Below are 15563 nucleotides of genomic sequence, written 5' to 3' on the forward strand. Positions count from 1 at the left end.
TGAACGCGAGCGCGAGCGCGAGGGCGGGGCCTCGCGGCCGGGCGACGCACGGGTCTCGTGGTCGCTCGTCCGCGAGCGTGTGTGAGGCCCTGGGGGGCGCGGCGCGGGTCGTCGGGGCGTCAGGCCGCGGAGGGCCACTGACGGGCGGCCCACTCGTGCACGGCGGCCCAGTCGAGGACCGGCGTGGTCCACGGCGGGGCGGGTCGCTTCTGCTCGCCGAACAGCAGCTTGTGCTCGACGAGCCCGCGCAGGTGCTCGAGCACGTCGAGGCGATCGTCGATCATGACGGTGAGCCGGAGCTTGCGCGCGTGGACGGCCTTGTCGGGGCGCGCGAGGCAGAAGCGCAGGTGGGACGGGTCCATGCCGGTCTCTTCCCAGAAGCGGTGGTGGGCCAGCCAGGCGCGCGTCTTGGCCTGCACGCCGGGGCCGCACTTGGACACCAGCCAGGCGTTGCCGCCGGTGCGCGCGACCAGCTCGGCCACGCCGGCGAAGGCGCCGGGGGCCGGCGGGGTGCGCATGGCCTCCTCGTGGCCGGAGCCGAGGAAGCTGGTGTCCGCGCGCCCGTTTACCACCGGGCCGATGATGACGCGGCCGATATCGATGCCGATGCGATGCATAAAATAAATCTCTCCTTGCTTGGTACGCCCCGAGAGTGCATCGCCGTAGCATCCATGTACACGATTCGTTTTGGATGATATATTCAAGAAATGGATACGTCGCAGGTCCGCCTCGACTGGCTCCGCGCCTTCCTCGCCGTGGTCGAGACCGGCGGCTTCACGGCCGCGGCGGCGCGCCTGCACCTGTCGCAGCCGGCGCTGCACACCCAGGTCAAGCAGCTGGCCGGGTGGGCGGGGCCGCTCTACCGCTTCGAGGGCCGGGCGCTGCGGCTGACGCCGCGCGGGCAGGAGGTCGAGGTGCTGGCGCGCGAGGTGCAGGGCGCGGTCGACCGCTTCGCGCGCGCGCGGCCGGCAAGGTGGCGACGGTGCCGGTGGTCAGCGCCGGCCGGGCGCTGCAGCTGTACGTGCTGGCCAGGGCGCTGCGCGGGTGGTCAGGGCCGCTGTCGCTGCGCACGGAGGACCGCCCGGCGACGGTCGAGGCGGTCCGCAGCGGGCGGGCCCACCTCGGGCTCACGTCGCTGCTCGAGGCCGACCCGGAGCTCGACGGCACGCGCGTGCTCGAGGTCGGGCAGGTGGCGATCGTGCCGGAGCACGACCCGCTGGCGCAGCGCAGGCACATCCGCGCGCGGGCGCTGGCCGGGCGGCCGCTGATCCTGCCGCCGCCGGGCCGCACGCACCGGGCGACGCTGGCGGCGGCGCTCGGCGGCGATCTGCACGTGGCGGTCGAGGTCGACGGCTGGGAGCTGATGACGCACTACGCCTCGCTCGGCCTCGGCCTCACGGTGGTCAACGCGTACATCCCGACGCCGCCGGGCACGGTCGCGGTGCCGGTGGTCGATCTGCCGCGGCTTCAGGTGCATTTGATCAAACGCAAGCGGGCGCCGCCGATCGCGGAGGTGGCGGCGCTCGAGGCCCACGTGCGCAAGCACCTGGCGCAGGGGACAGGTTCGGCGCGGGCGCGGGCTTGAAGCCGGGGCGCGTGAGGCCACGTGAAGCGGGTCCGCGCCGCGTACCGCCCGGGTGCGCTTTGATGTCTCGAAGGGCAGGTCGAAGGGATGTCCGTGGGGACAGGCGCATCGTAATGAGGGCGCGGGCGACCTCGGTCGGTCCGCTCGCCGTTCAGCAACTATCTCGACCTCCTTGTGGACAAGGACATCGGCAATCTCCGAGACGCCGTCGACCGGCCGGTGGTCCCCTCGGCCTACGGTGTCAGGGCGCTGCTCTCGCTGAGCCAGATCGCCGCGATCCGCCGCAGCTCGCTGGTGTGCGCCACGCCGAGCTTCTGCTTGATGCCGGCCTGGTGACGTTCGACCGTCTTCGTGCTGATGCACAGCGCCTCGCTGATCGCGCCGGCCTTCATTCCACGGCCGATCAGCTCGAAGACCTCGAGCTCGCGGTCGCTGAGGTTGGCGTAGCGCGACTCCCGGCGCTCGCCGCCGTACGCCGATCGGAGCAGCATGGTCGCCGCGCCCTCGCTGAGAGCCAGCTCGCCGCGCAGCGCCTTGCGGATCTCCGCGACCATCGCCTTCGGCTTGAGCGCCTTGGTGATGTAGCCGACCGCGCCGGCGCGGACGGCCCGTTCGGCGTAGAGGTGCTCGTCGTGCATCGACACCACCAGGCAGCGGAGCTGCGGGTGAAGCACCCGCAGGCGCCGCACGAGGTCGATGCCGCCGCTGCTGGGCAACGACACGTCGACCAGCGCGAGGTCGGGGAGGTCGCCGGCCTGCAGCGACGCGAGGGCGCCCGGGGCGTCCTCGGCCTCGCCGCAGACCGCGAGGCCGCTCTCGGCCTCGAGCAATTGCCGGAGGCCGTGGCGGAACACCGGGTGATCGTCGATGAGAAAGATCCGTTGGGTCGAGTTCGTCGTCGTCATCGCTGCTGTCTCGTGTCAGGCGCCGACCGACAGCTCGCAGCAGACGGTGGTGCCGCCGGCCGCGTTGGCGTCGATGCGTAGCCGCGCACCGAGCACATTGGCGCGGTGCTGCATGATCCGTAGGCCCATCCCGCTGGCCCGCGGGTCCGCGGGTCCACGCGCCATCCCGACGCCGTCGTCGGCGATCGTCAGGAGGAGGTGGCCGCCGTCGCCGACCAGGCGGAGCCGGATCTGCGTCGCGCCGCTGTGGCGGGCCGCGTTGCTCGCGGCCTCCTGGGCGATCCGGAACAGCTCGGTCGCGGTCGGCATCGACGGCTGCATGTCGCCGAGGTCGACCTCCGCGTCGCAACGGACGCGGTAGAGCGCCTCGATCGAGCGGGCGAGATCGTCGAGCGCGCCGGCGATGCCGCCGGCTTCGAGCGCGATCGGGTGGAGCGCGCGGGCGATCTGCTTGCTCTCGCGGAGGGCGCGGTCGATCAGCTCGCCGACCTGCTCGAGCGCCGCTGCGTCGATCGGGCCCAGGCCCTCGGAACCGGCGCGGTGGGCCAGCGAGCCGACGAGGAGCGAGAGGCCGGCGAGGTGCTGACAAAGGCCGTCGTGCAGGTCGCGCCCGAGCCGGCGCCGCTCGTCGCCGACGGCGGCGACCACCTCGCGCTCGAGGGCCCGCTGCTCGGTGACGTCGCGGACGAGCACGAGCACGTCGTCGAGGCCGGCGAGGGCGATCCGGGCCTCGTGGCGCCGCTCGCCGTCGCGGCCCGGCAGCGCGAGCTCGAAGCGCTGCGGCAGCTCGCACTCGCGGGCGCGGGCGATCGCGGCCTCGATCTCGCGGGCCGCGGCAGGTGGCAGGACGGTGTCGAGCGAGCGGTCCTCGACCGGTCCGTCGAGCGCCGGCAGGTCGCTGTTCGCGGGCACGTGGACGAGCCGACAGACCCGCCGGCGATCGAGCTGGAGGACCACGTCCGGGACCGCCTCGAGCAGCGCGGACTTCGAGCGCTCGCTCGTGGCGAGGGCGACGAGGGCGGTGCGGAGGCGGTGTTGGGTCTGGGACAGCAGGCGGAGCGCCGGCCGGAAGATCAGCAGGGCCTCGAGGAGGAGGGTGAGGATGGAAGCGGCGACGAGGAAGCTCTCGATGTCGCGGATCAGCCGGACGCCGGCGAGCGACTCGCGCTCGTGGGTCTCGACGATCGCCTCCATCGTCGCCAGGAACTCGGGCTCTTGCGCGAAGATGGTCGCGACTGCCGCGGCGACGGCGGGGCGCGAGGCGCCGTCGACCGCCGCGCGTTCGAGGCGCGCGCCGGCCTCGGCGATGGCGAGGAGATGGACCTCGGCCGCCTCGACGAGGGGGACCACCACGCCGCTGTTTCGCCCGGGCAAGCGCGCGTTCGGGCGGTCGCGCAGGATCGCGTGGGCCTTTTGCCACTCGTCGAGGGCGGTCGCGAGCTCGACGCCCGCGGACGCGACCTCGCCCGGCGAGCCGGACGCGTGGGCTCGATCGATCTCGAGGGCCAGCTTGCTGACCTTCTGACTCAGCATGCGCTGGCGACCCGCGAGGTTGATGAGCGTCGCGTCGGCCACGTGCCGGTGGACGACGCCGTGGATCAGCACGAGGCCCGCGAGGCAGAGCAACGCGACGATCGCCAGCGCCAGGACGTAGCCGTGTCCGAGCCGCCGCGTCAGCGACTCCTCGCGGAGGAGCAGGGCCAGGACGGTGTCCCTCTGCGTCGATGCCCCGCCCCTCGAGGACTGCGCACCTCGGCGCGCTCCGGAGGAGGAAGTCGCCATACGCCCATCAAACTAGCAGCGGTATGCTCCCCCGCGGATTGAGTCATTCCCTCAGTCGCCGCGCCCGAGGGTTCGTCCAAGGTGTTCATTGGGAGCGACGACCGCCGATCCGCCGAGCTCCGACTCGACGGCGAATGCGGTGAGACCCGCCGCACAAGCCCCCAGGCCCGCGCAGACACAGGGCCGTCGCGGCCGACGAACGGCGCCCACCGGGCAGTGCGGGGGCACCGCCGCCATGGCGACGCGGCCCCCGGCTCGGTGTCGAGCGCTCGTGGGGGCTGCAGGAGACAGCAATGATGACAGGAGCGAAACAACGAAGCGCCTCGCGCGGCGCAGCCGCGGTCGTCGCCGCTGCCATCGCGCTCGCGCCCGGGCTCGCCCGCGCCGGCGAGCCGGTCGCGCTCGACACCGGGACGACGGCGTGGATGTTGACCTCGACGGCGCTCGTCCTGCTGATGGTGCCCGGCCTGGCGATGTTCTACGGCGGCCTCGTGCGGACCAAGAACGTGCTGGGGACGATGCTCCACTCGTTCATGGCGATGGCGATCATCGGTGTCCTGTGGACCGTCTGCGGCTATGCGATGGCGTTCGGGACCACCATCGGCGGGGTGGTCGGGTGGGATTGGGACAAGTTCATGCTGTCGGGCATCGACACCGCGATCATGCGCGAACACGCGATCCCGGAGTACGTGTACGCGATGTTCCAGGGCAAGTTCGCGATCATCACGCCGGCGCTGATCGCCGGCGCCTTCGCCGAGCGGGTCTCGTTCCGCGGCTACTGCCTGTTCATCGCCCTGTGGAGCTTGCTGATCTACAACCCGCTCGCGCACATCGTCTGGGGCGGAGGCTTCCTCTACGGCGAGGCGATCGACTTCGCCGGGGGCACGGTGATCCACATCTCGGCCGGGACCGCGGCGCTGGTGTGTGCATTCTACCTGGGAGCGCGCCGCGGCTACCCGCGGACCGCGATGCACCCGAACAACATGGTGCTCACGTTGGTCGGGGCGGGACTGTTATGGGTGGGGTGGTTCGGCTTCAACGCCGGCTCGTCGGTGTCGAGCGGCCTCAAGACCGCGCAGGCGCTGACGGTCACGCAGATCGCGGCGGCGAGCGGCGCGCTGGCGTGGATGGTGATCGAGCAGGTGCTCCACCGGAAGGCGACGAGCCTCGGCATGGTGTCGGGGATCTTGGCCGGCCTGGTGGCGATCACGCCGGCGGCCGGCGACGTGCTGCCGACCGGCGCGCTGCTGCTCGGGGCGCTCGCCTCGCTGACGTGCTACCTGGCGATCCTGCTCAAGGCGCGGCTCGGCTACGACGACACCCTCGACGTGTTCGGGATCCACGGCATGGCGGGGATCGTCGGGGCGCTCGGCCTGACGTTCTTCCTCCGCGACCTCCCCGAGCACGGCCTGGCGATCCAGCTGTGGTACCAGCTCAAGAGCGTCCTGCTGAGCGTCAGCGTCTCGGCGGTGGGGACGCTGGCGCTGCTGGTCCTGGTCGATCGCACGATCGGCCTCCGCGCGAGCGCCGAGCAGGAGCGCGCGGGCATCGATCACAGCATGCACGGCGAGCACGGCTACGGGTTCCTCAACCCGAACTGACGACGAATCGGGGCGACCATGAAGATGATAGTTGCGATCATCGCCAACGAGCGGCTCGACGAGGTCCGCGAGGGACTCCTCGGCGTCCAGGTGGCGCACATGACGGTCTCGCGGGTCACCGGCCACGGCCGGCTGCGCGACGCCGAGCTGTACCGGGGCGTCGAGTTCGTCCCCGACCTCACGCCGAAGATCCGCGTCGAGCTCGTGGTCCCGTCGACCGAGGTCGAGCGGGTGATTCGCACCATCCTCGAGAACGTGCGCGACGAGCACGGCGACGCCAAGCTGTTCGTCGTGCCGCTCGAGGAGGTCGTCCGGGTCTGCACCGGCGAGCGCGGCATCGACGCCCTGTAGGGCCACTGCTTTTGGAGTGACGGTATGAGCATGAACAGCACCCACACGAGCGGCACGAACGGCCACAAGCTCCGACACGGCCGCGACGAGCGCGGCGAGGAGCGAGATGCCCGCGAGCATCGGCTCTTGACCTCGCTCGACAGCGAGAACAAGAGCTACATCTACCGGCGCGACCTCGAGGAGGCGATCGCCCGCGAGGGCCTCTCGCTCGACGACTACCGCTTCAAGGAGACGCGCAAGCTCCTCGCGGGGATCGGCCCCGACGACCGACTCGACTACCGGACGTTCTGCGAGATCATCCGCCCCAGCATCCTGCTGGCGGAGCGCGCCCTCCAGGGCAACATGGTGATCCGAGACTTCGACGAGTTCTGCCGCGATATCACAGACATCTACGAATCGACCCTGCCGAACGGCGAGGGGCAGGTCGCCTCGTACATCCCGCAGCTCGCCCGGGTGAATCCCGACCAGTTCGCGGTGTCGCTGTGTACGGTCGACGGCCAGCGGTTGTCGCTCGGCGACTCGAAGGTCGACTTCAGCGTGCAGTCGACCTGCAAGCCGATCAACTACTCGCTCGCCCTGCAGCTGCACGGCGAGCACATCGTCCACCGCCACGTGGGGCGCGAGCCGAGCGGACGCGGCTTCAACGAGCTGACGCTGAACCACGACGGCCGGCCGCACAACCCGATGATCAACGCCGGGGCGATCATGTGCTGCTCCCTGCTCAAGCGCGAGGGCGAGGTCAACGTCGCCGACCGCTTCGACCTGGTGATGGACACCTGGCGGCGCCTCGGCGGCGGGACCCGGGTCAAGTTCAACAATTCGGTGTACCTGTCCGAGCGCACGACCGCCGACCGCAACTTCGCCCTCGGCTACTTCATGCGCGAGAAGCAGGCGTTCCCGACCAGCACTGACCTGCTGGAGACGCTCGAGTTCTACTTCCAGTGCTGCTCGATCGAGGTCCACGCGGAGCAGATGGCGGCAGTCGCCGCGACCCTGGCCAACGGCGGGATCTGCCCGATCAGCGGCGAACGGGTGTTCGAGACCAAGACGGTGCAGCACTGCCTGTCCCTCATGTATTCGTGCGGGATGTACGACTATTCCGGCGAGTTCGCGTTCACGATCGGCCTGCCGGCCAAGAGCGGGGTCGCGGGAGCGCTGATGATCGTGGTCCCGAACGTGATGGGGATCTGCACGTGGTCGCCGCGGCTCGACAAGCTGGGCAACAGCGTGCGCGGGATCGAATTCTGTCGCCGCCTGGTCGCCACCTTCAATTTCCACTACGACACGCTCACCGGCCACACCGAGAAGAAGGACCCGCGGATCAGCCGGGTGCAGGCGCGAGCGGAGAGCGTCAACGAGCTGATCTGGGCCGCGAGCAAGGGCGACCTGGGGGCGATCCAGCGGCTCGTGGTCCGCGGTACCGGGATCGACCGCGCCGACTATGACCTGCGCACGCCGCTGCACCTGGCGGCGGCCGAGGGCCAGGTGGCGATCGTCGAGTGGTTCGTCGGCCGCGGGACCGACGTGAACCCCCGCGACCGCTGGGGCACGACGCCGCTCGACGACGCCTACATGCAGGGCCACGAGGCCGTGATCGCGTTGCTCGAGGCGCACGGCGGCGTGCGCTCGGGGGCGCAATTCAGCCCGCCGAGCGACGCCGCCGAGATGGCGGAGCACAGCGAATCGGGGCTGACCAATGAGCTCATCTGGGCGGCCGCGCTCGGCGAGGTCAAGGCGATCCAGCGCCTGATCGCCCGCGGCGTCGACCTCGACGGCGCCGACTACGACCGGCGGACGCCGCTGCACCTCGCGGCCGCCGAGGGGCACGCGGCCGTCGTCAAGTTGCTGCTCGACCAGGGCGTGCGCGTGAGCCCGAAGGACCGCTGGGGCGGCACGCCGCTCGACGACGCCGTCCGTCACCGCCGGGACGAGGTGGTCGCGCTGCTCGAGCGCCATTGCCTCGCTGCGCGCGAATTCCGGCGGCAGCGCCTCTGCAGGCCCCGGCGATCGACCGCGAGTCGACGTCGAACCAGTGAACGCGGCCGCTGTCGCGGCCACAAGAACAAGGAGCTCGGACGATGAGTAATTACAAGGCTGAATACATCTGGCTCGACGGCACCAGGCCGACGGCGTTGATGCGATCGAAGACGAAGATCCTCGCGGCCGGCGAGGAGCCGCCGGTCTGGGGCTTCGACGGCTCGTCGACCAACCAGGCGGCCGGCCATTCGTCGGACTGCGTCCTGCAGCCGGTGTGCGTGGTCCCGGACCCGATCCGCGGCGGCGACCACAAGCTGGTGCTGTGCGAGGTGTTCATGACCGACATGACGCCCCACCCGACCAATACCCGGGCGCTGCTGCGCGGGCCGGCCGAGACGTACGCCGCGCACGAGAGCCTGTTCGGGCTCGAGCAGGAGTACACCTTCCTCAAGCCCGACGGCACACCGCTCGCCTTCCCGGCCAATGGCTACCCTGCGCCGCAGGGGCCCTATTACTGCGGCGTCGGCGGCAGCCAGGTGTTCGGGCGCGAGATCGTCGAGGCGCACCTGTCGGCCTGCCTCGCGGCGGGGCTCGGGGTCTCGGGGATCAACGCGGAGGTGATGCCCGGGCAATGGGAGTTCCAGGTCGGCCCCCTGAGCCCGCTCGATGTCTCCGATCATTTGATCCTCGCGCGCTGGCTGCTGTGCCGGATCGCCGAGCAGTTCCGCTGCGACGCCACCTTCGACCCGAAGCCCGCCCGCGGCGACTGGAACGGCGCCGGCTGTCACACCAACTATTCGACCAAGGCGATGCGCGAGTCCTACGACGCCTGCATCGCCGCCTGTGAGGCGCTGCGCGAGCGGGCGGCGGAGCACGTCGCCAACTACGGCCACGGGATCGAGGACCGGCTCACCGGGCGCCACGAGACCCAGCGCTGGGACACCTTCTCGTTCGGGGTGTCCGACCGCGGCGCGTCGATCCGGATCCCCTGGCAGGTCGCGCGCGACAAGCGGGGCTACATCGAAGACCGGCGCCCGAACGCCAACAGCGATCCGTATGTCGTCACCCGCATGATCGTCGAGACCGTGTGCGGCGCCGCGGCGTCCAGGGCCGGCTGATCGGCGGTCCCGACATTACTTTGAGAGTGCGTCCGTACGAGGGGGTGGGGTATGTGGATAGGGATGAACGCCCTGGTGGCGACGCTCGCCTCGCTCCCGGCTCTCGGGCCGTGGTCGCCGGCGGCGGAGGGCGCGCGAGCGGCCCCTGCGGCTCCGAAGGCGCTGGGGCCGGCACGGCCGCCGCTCCGGCCGTCGGGGTGGGTGGTCGGCGGTTTCGTCGACACGCAGTACGTGGTGAACAGCAACTTCCCCGCCAACCACGTCTTTCGCGGCACCCCGGTGACCGCGAGGACCGGGAGTTCAGCCCGAACCTGCTCGTCGGCTACGTGCGCAAGGACCCCGTCGCGTCGCCGTGGATGTTCGAGGTGGCGCTCCAGGCAGGGGCCGCGGCGGACGCGGTGTACGCCGCCGATCCGGTGCCCGGCGGCGACAGCGGCCGATACTCCGGCCCCGAGACCTGGAAGCACATCGGCCGCGCGTGGGGTGGGGTCCGGCTCCGCTCGGGCGTCGAGATCGCGGCAGGGCTGATGCCCGCGCCGACCCACTTCGGCAGCTTCTGGACCAAGGACAACTGGCACGCCTCGATCACCTGGGGCTATTCGTCGGTGCCCTTCGTCCTCACGGGCCTGCGGGCGTATCTGCCGCTCGGGGCGCGCGCCGGCGTGAACCTGTGGCTGGTCAACGGCTACGGCACGCTCGCCGACGCCAACCGGGCCCCGAGCGGGCTCGTCAACCTCGTCGTCAAACCCGGGCGGGACTTGACGCTGGTCCAGAACGTGTACGCCGGGCCCGAAGACGGCGACCTCCGCCTCTCGGCGTGGCGGATGCTGATCGACAGCCAGGTCGTGTTCACGCGCGAGCGCTGGGCGGTCGCGGTGGTCGGCGACTACGGGCGGGAGCGGCTGACCTGGCTCGAAGGACAGCCGGTCGCGGCGTGGGCCAACGCGATGGTGTCGCTGCGCTGGCACGTGCTGGGCCGCCGCGCCCGCTGGAGCATGGCGGCCCGCCCCGAGTTCTTCTGGGACCACCGCGGCCGCATGTTCGGCGGGCCGGTGCTGGATCGCTGGCTCGTCGCCGGGACTTATACCAATGACTTCCACCTCCTCGACGCCTTGCTGCTCCGCGTGGAATACCGCTACGACCGCGCGCTCGGCGACGGCGGGTTCTTCTACCGCGGTGATGCGACTACCGACGGCGCGAAGGGCCTCGCGGCGCAGCAGCACAGCCTGATCTTCGGCTTCGTCGCGAGCATCGAGCGCAGCCTCGCGCCGTCGCGGCGCTGAAAAGACGGCGGCAGCTCGCGCCTCGATCGTCGTTTCATCGTCTCTCCCGGCGGGCATCGTCCTCGATTCGCCGGTCCGGGCTTCGCGTGGTCGCGTCGCTCGTGGATGCGGTGGGCGACGCGTCGTCAGCCTGCACAACCAGGTCAAGCAGCCGGCCGGGTGGGCGGGACGCTCTACCGCTTCGAGGGCCGGACGCTGCGGCCGACGCCGCACAAGCACCTGGCGCAGGGGACAGGTTCGGCGCGGGCGCGGGCTCGTGGTCGTGCGACGGGGGCCGGCGGAGGTCGCGGCTCACGGCTGCGCGCGCTGGTAGGTGTTGGCGCGGTCGTCCTGGACGACGACTGCGAGGCCGTCGACCGCCTCGACCAGGAGGTCCTCGGTCGGCACGCGGACGCGGAAGCTCCAGCCGGCGGGCGGCGCGAGCACGTCGCCGAGCTCGGCGAGCGCGGCCTCGTCCTGGTCGAATTTCTGGTCGCTGTACGACTGCATGACGTGGACCGCGCCATCGGCGTCGACGAGCTCGTAGACCGGCTTGCCGGCGTAAAGCCGCCACACGGTCTCGCGCGCGACGGTCCGCGGGGTGTAAGGCTTGCCGCCGCCGGCGACGTCGGCGAGGGTCAAGGTGAGGGCGCCGACCTTGCGCATGTCGATGCCGCCGAAGCTGCGGATCTCCGGATCGAGGAGGCTGGCCCGGTCGAAGGCGTCGATGGTCCAGTAGCGCGGGCCGTTGAGGATCACCGCGTCGACCGCGAGCTCGGCCTCCAGCGCGGCGACGTCGAGGGCGGCCCAGGCGTCCTCGGGGCAGTCGTTCAGCTGCTGGGTGTTGTAGACGTCGACGGCCACGGTGCCGGCGGCGAGGTCGGCGGTGCCGAGGAAGATCTCGCAGTAGCGAGCGCCGCGCAGGGTCTCGGCGGGAGGGTCTTCGGGAGTGTTGCAGGCGAGGTGCGTGGCGAGGAAGAAGAGGAGGGCGGGGGTGCGCATGACATCAGGCTGACGCACCGGTGTGGAGCAGCTGTGGAGCCGCGACGCACGGGAATGCGCGAGCCGGCCGGCTGCGCGCCGACGTGGCGGGGCCGCCACGAGCGAGCGAGCGGACGGGCCTGCGTGCTCGCTTCGACGCCGAGGGGTGTGCGAGTCGGGCCCGCGGATCACGGCGGACGCGGTGGCCCCCGGCCCGCCGCGCCCGCGGCTCCGATCAGTGGTCTTCAGGACATGTCCTCAAGAACACTTATCCAAGAGGTCACTTCAGGCAGGTCCACATGACCGTGAAGCACAGCTTGTCGGCGCCGCAGCTCTTGCCCGCCATGTCGAACGTCTTGGTGCCGGGGCTGCTGCACGTCGTCGCGCCCTGGCAGTAGCCGCAGACGTTGCCGCAGGTGCCGCCGTACTGGCCGACCTGCGAGTAGCCGAGCTGCTGGCAGATCACGAGCGGCGTGTAGGTGCCGGTGTTGTTGGCCGAGATCCACGCGCTGTTGGCGTTGGCCTCGCACACCACCCACGGGGCGTTGGTGAACGGGTCGGTGCCGGTCTGGCACTGCTGGGCCGAGACCTCGCTCTTGCAGGTGGAGGAGCAGCCGTCGTTGTTGGCGAGGTTGCCGTCGTCGCACTGCTCGCCGGCCTGGACGAAGCCGTCGCCGCAGGCGGCGGTCTTGCAGGCGTTGGTGCAGGCGTCGGTGTTGCTGGTGTTGGCGTCGTCGCACTGCTCGACGCCGGCCTGGACGAAGCCGTCGCCGCAGACGGCGGTCTTGCAAACGTTGGTGCAGGCGCCGGTGTTGCTGTTGTTGGCCCCGTCGTCGCACTGCTCGCCGGGCTGGACGAAGCCGTCGCCGCAGGTCGCGGCCTTGCACACGTTGGTGCAGGCGTCGTTGTTGTTCATGTTGCCGTCGTCGCAGGTCTCGTTGGGACCGACGAAGCCGTCGCCGCACTTCTGGGTGGTGCAGTCGGCCTTGCACGCCTTGTCGTTGCCGTTGAGCGGGCCGTCGTCGCACTGCTCGACGCCGACGAGGATGAAGTCGTCGCCGCAGACGGCGTCCTCGCAGGCGAGGGTGCAGGCGCCGTTGTTGCTGTTGCCGTTGCCGAGGTCGCAGGCCTCGCCGCTGCCCGGCTGTTCGAAGCCGTCGCCGCAGGCCGGGAGGGCGCACAGGTCGGTGCAGCCGTCGTCCTGGTCGCCGTTCTGGCCGTCGTCGCAGACCTCGCCCTCGTCGACGACCGCGTTGCCGCAGCCCTCGGTCTGGCAGCTGGCGCTGCAGCCGTCGCCGCCCATCGCGTTGCCGTCGTCGCAGCCCTCCATCGGGCCCTTGTCGCCGTCGCCGCAGACGTTGAGCTGGCAGCTCGGGTTGCAGGTGCTGTTGGGCAGGTTGTTCGGGCCCTCGTCGCACTGCTCGGTGCCGGCGCCGGTGTCGTGGACCTTGCCGTCGCCGCACACCGCGGCCTTGCAGGCGTCGGTGCAGTCGGCGTTGACGCCGTTGCTCGCGCCGGCGTCGCACTCCTCGCCGGCGACCGCCTGCAAAAAGCCGTCGCCGCAGCTGGCGTTGGTGCAGTTGTTCGTGCAGGCGTCGGTGTCGTCCTGGTTGCCGTCGTCGCACTGCTCGGTCGGCGCGACCACGCCGTCGCCGCAGCTGGCCAGCTTGCAGGCGTTGGTACACTCGTCGTCGTCGGTCTGGTTGCCGTCGTCGCAGCCCTCGCCCGGGCCGACGGCCCCGTCGCCGCACACGTTGGCGCTGCAGTCGGCCTTGCAGGCGTTCATGTCGGCGTTGTCGGCCCCGTTGTCGCACGCCTCGCCGGGGCCGACGAGGCCGTCGCCGCAGGTGGCCTGCTTGCACTCGTCGGTGCAGGCCTGGTCGATGCCGTTGCCGCGGCCGTCGTCGCACTCCTCGCCCGGGTCGACCTTGCCGTCGCCGCACTCCGCGACCGCGCCGGTGGTCGGCTCGCCGGTGGTCGGCTCGCCGGTGGTCGTCCCGGTCGCGGACGCGCCGGTGGTCGGCGTGCCGGTGGTGATCGTCGCCTCCGTCGTCGCCGGCGCGCCGGTGGTCGTCGCCGCCTCCGTCGCCGCCTCGGTGGTCGATGCATTCGTCGCACTCGAGGTCGCGCTGTCGTCCCCGCACGCCGCGGCCAGCACCGCGGCCATCAGCCCCGCTCGGCTCCACAATCGTCTTTTCATCGGTCTCTCCCGGCCGGCATCGTACTCGATTCACGGCCTGTGCTGCGTGGGGCGGCGTCGCTCGCAAATGCGGTCGGCGACGCATCGTCAGCCTGCATCGAGGTGTATGCGCATCTCTCCGGATTGCATCGATCGCGGCGGCGGGGCGGGCGCCGCCCGACATTCGCGCTCGGTCAAACGCAGGACTCGCGAGTGCAGGGGAGGGCAGGGCGGAGCCTTCTGCATCGGCGACCTGCGGCGCGCTTTTCGCAATCCCTCGAGTGCAGGCATTCGGCGATCGAGGCGTCGCTGCGGGGATGCCGGCGTGAAGGGGCGATCGAGCCCGGAGATCCGGTCGAGATCGGCGAACGGGATCGCGTTCATCACCGCGTCGCGCGCGCAATGGCAGGACCGCGCCTCGCGGAGACGGCGCTGATGTATGTCCCATCGAGCATGTCCTTTCGGGCATTCGCGGTGCGCAGCGGAGCGCGCGGCGCGCTGTGGCGCCATCGCCAGACTCGCCAGGGGCGCGCAGGCAGTGCTGCCGGCGTCGGGCGCGCCGCTGGTGCGGGTGCCGGGGCGGAAGACCCGCGTCGGGCTCGCGCGCGGACGACGTCGGGGACGGCCACGCTTTGCGAGCATGCCGGAACGGGTCTCGGCCCTGGGGTGCCTCATGGGGCCCCATGGGGCACACGCGGCCCGTCGAGCGGCCGCCGCTCGCAACTCCTCGACAATTTCGGGGCATGTCCGTTGCTCGAGGGGCCGCGAGTCGAACGACGCGTCGTCGTCGCGCTCGCGGACGGGCCGCTGAGGCGACGGCGTCTGTGGAGATACGAGACGAATCATGATCATGCCCAAGCTGCTCTCGCGGACCGTGAATGTGATGACCCTGAGCGCGCTGCCGTTCCTGTCGGCGTGTGACACCGCCGCGCCGGACGTCCACCCGCTGGTGGTGCTCGACGCCGACGAGGCGCCGGAGTCGGACGGGGTGATCGGCGAGGTGATCGCCACCCTCGACGGCGACGACGGCGCGACCCTCACCTTCATCGATCTCGGAGACGGCGTCGCCGTGGTGGAGGCCCGCAGCGCCCGTCAGCGCTCGGGGTTGCTGGCGGTCCAGGCCGACGACCCGACGCCGCTCGAGATCTACCTCGCCGCCCACGGCGACGACCCGGGCGCCATCACCCGCCTGACGCTGCACCACGAGCAGGTGTCGAAGCTGCCGGCGCGGCCGCTGCGGGCCGACCCGCGGGTCGTCTTCTCGCCCGAGGACCTCAGCGAGGAGGGCTCGCACCCGATCGCCGGCTACTGTACGCACACCCAGTGGGTGAGCTCGTGGCACAACGACCTGAACCCGGTCAGCCAATACGACGCGGCCCAGCACTACGTGCAGGAGTACCTGGAGGCACCGATCACCTTCGGGCCGGGTTCGAGCCCCAACACCAAGACGTGGATCGGCGGCTGCGTCGCCGACCACATGGGCAGCGAGGACGTCGACGACAAGTGGCTGACCATCCAGAAGCTGCAGAGCGGCGTGTGGAGCACCGTCGAGACCCACTTCCTGGACGCCGCCCCGAACTCGCAGAGCGACGCCTACACCTTCTACGCCTACCACCCCGGCGGCGCGCGCTACCGTGGCAGGCTGAGCAACTTCACCAACGCCGACTCCCTGGTCGACCCGGACTACGGCTGGGGCCTCGCCTGGACGCCTGTCACGATCATCGACCCGTAGCGGTCCGGCGGCGGCTTCGGGAATCTCCGACGAGCTCGGGTCCAAGGATGCGCAAGACGGGGCGCGTGGTCACGCCATCGCGGCCGTCGA

Annotated in this window: 12 protein-coding genes and 1 pseudogene; 8 read left to right on the forward strand and 5 right to left on the reverse strand. The window is 71.1% G+C overall.

From position 1 onward, the window contains the following. Positions 1 to 119: 119 nt before the first annotated feature. Positions 120 to 617, reverse strand: a complete 498-nt coding sequence (locus OV079_RS01780) for a hypothetical protein (protein WP_267765855.1) — start codon at positions 615 to 617, stop codon at positions 120 to 122. A 90-nt stretch (positions 618 to 707) separates the two neighbouring features. On the opposite strand from OV079_RS01780, the pseudogene OV079_RS57095 reads away from it, so the two are divergent. Both OV079_RS57095 and OV079_RS01785 read left to right on the forward strand, forming a co-directional pair. Beyond that, positions 708 to 845: pseudogene (locus OV079_RS57095) on the forward strand (helix-turn-helix domain-containing protein); the annotation flags it as partial. A gap of 137 nt (positions 846 to 982) precedes the next feature. Continuing rightward, positions 983 to 1585, forward strand: a complete 603-nt coding sequence (locus OV079_RS01785; protein ID WP_267765856.1) for a LysR family transcriptional regulator substrate-binding protein — start codon at positions 983 to 985, stop codon at positions 1583 to 1585. 233 nt (positions 1586 to 1818) lie between these two features. On the opposite strand, the gene OV079_RS01790 is transcribed toward OV079_RS01785, so the two are convergent. After that, a complete protein-coding gene (locus OV079_RS01790) occupies positions 1819 to 2490 on the reverse strand; it encodes a response regulator transcription factor (protein ID WP_267765857.1) in 672 nt (223 codons plus the stop codon). Between the two features lie 15 nt (positions 2491 to 2505). Then, a complete protein-coding gene (locus OV079_RS01795; RefSeq protein WP_267765858.1) occupies positions 2506 to 4272 on the reverse strand; it encodes a sensor histidine kinase in 1767 nt (588 codons plus the stop codon). Between the two features lie 293 nt (positions 4273 to 4565). Between OV079_RS01795 and OV079_RS01800 the strand changes: the two genes are divergently transcribed. The 5 genes from OV079_RS01800 (at position 4566) to OV079_RS01820 (ending at position 10602) form a co-directional block, all read left to right on the forward strand. Next, positions 4566 to 5873, forward strand: a complete 1308-nt coding sequence (locus tag OV079_RS01800) for an ammonium transporter (RefSeq protein WP_267765859.1) — start codon at positions 4566 to 4568, stop codon at positions 5871 to 5873. 18 nt (positions 5874 to 5891) lie between these two features. Then, a complete protein-coding gene (locus OV079_RS01805; protein WP_267765860.1) occupies positions 5892 to 6224 on the forward strand; it encodes a P-II family nitrogen regulator in 333 nt (110 codons plus the stop codon). Positions 6225 to 6254: 30 nt separating this feature from the next. Beyond that, positions 6255 to 8306, forward strand: coding sequence for a glutaminase A (glsA, locus tag OV079_RS01810; protein ID WP_267765861.1), 2052 nt, complete (start codon positions 6255 to 6257; stop codon positions 8304 to 8306). Continuing rightward, on the forward strand, positions 8303 to 9319 hold the full coding sequence (glnII, locus tag OV079_RS01815; RefSeq protein ID WP_267765862.1) for a glutamine synthetase GlnII: 1017 nt from the start codon (positions 8303 to 8305) through the stop codon (positions 9317 to 9319). The genes glsA and glnII overlap by 4 nt, the downstream gene beginning before the upstream one ends. Positions 9320 to 9516: 197 nt before the next feature. Then, positions 9517 to 10602, forward strand: coding sequence for an outer membrane beta-barrel protein (locus OV079_RS01820; protein ID WP_267778435.1), 1086 nt, complete (start codon positions 9517 to 9519; stop codon positions 10600 to 10602). 291 nt (positions 10603 to 10893) lie between these two features. Here the strand turns inward: OV079_RS01820 and OV079_RS01825 are convergent, their stop codons facing one another. Then, complete coding sequence (locus tag OV079_RS01825; RefSeq protein ID WP_267765863.1) at positions 10894 to 11583, reverse strand: hypothetical protein; 690 nt, start codon at positions 11581 to 11583, stop codon at positions 10894 to 10896. Between the two features lie 259 nt (positions 11584 to 11842). Next, the gene (locus OV079_RS01830) at positions 11843 to 13750 is read right to left on the reverse strand and encodes a DUF4215 domain-containing protein (RefSeq protein ID WP_267765864.1); all 1908 of its coding nucleotides are present in this window, start codon (positions 13748 to 13750) and stop codon (positions 11843 to 11845) included. 835 nt (positions 13751 to 14585) lie between these two features. On the opposite strand from OV079_RS01830, the gene OV079_RS01835 reads away from it, so the two are divergent. Continuing rightward, the gene (locus tag OV079_RS01835; RefSeq protein WP_267765865.1) at positions 14586 to 15473 is read left to right on the forward strand and encodes a hypothetical protein; all 888 of its coding nucleotides are present in this window, start codon (positions 14586 to 14588) and stop codon (positions 15471 to 15473) included. Positions 15474 to 15563 lie beyond the last annotated feature (90 nt).

Origin of the sequence: Nannocystis pusilla, from assembly GCF_026626665.1 — a bacterium.
In the GTDB taxonomy this organism is placed as follows: Bacteria; Myxococcota_A; Polyangia; order Nannocystales; family Nannocystaceae; genus Nannocystis; species Nannocystis pusilla.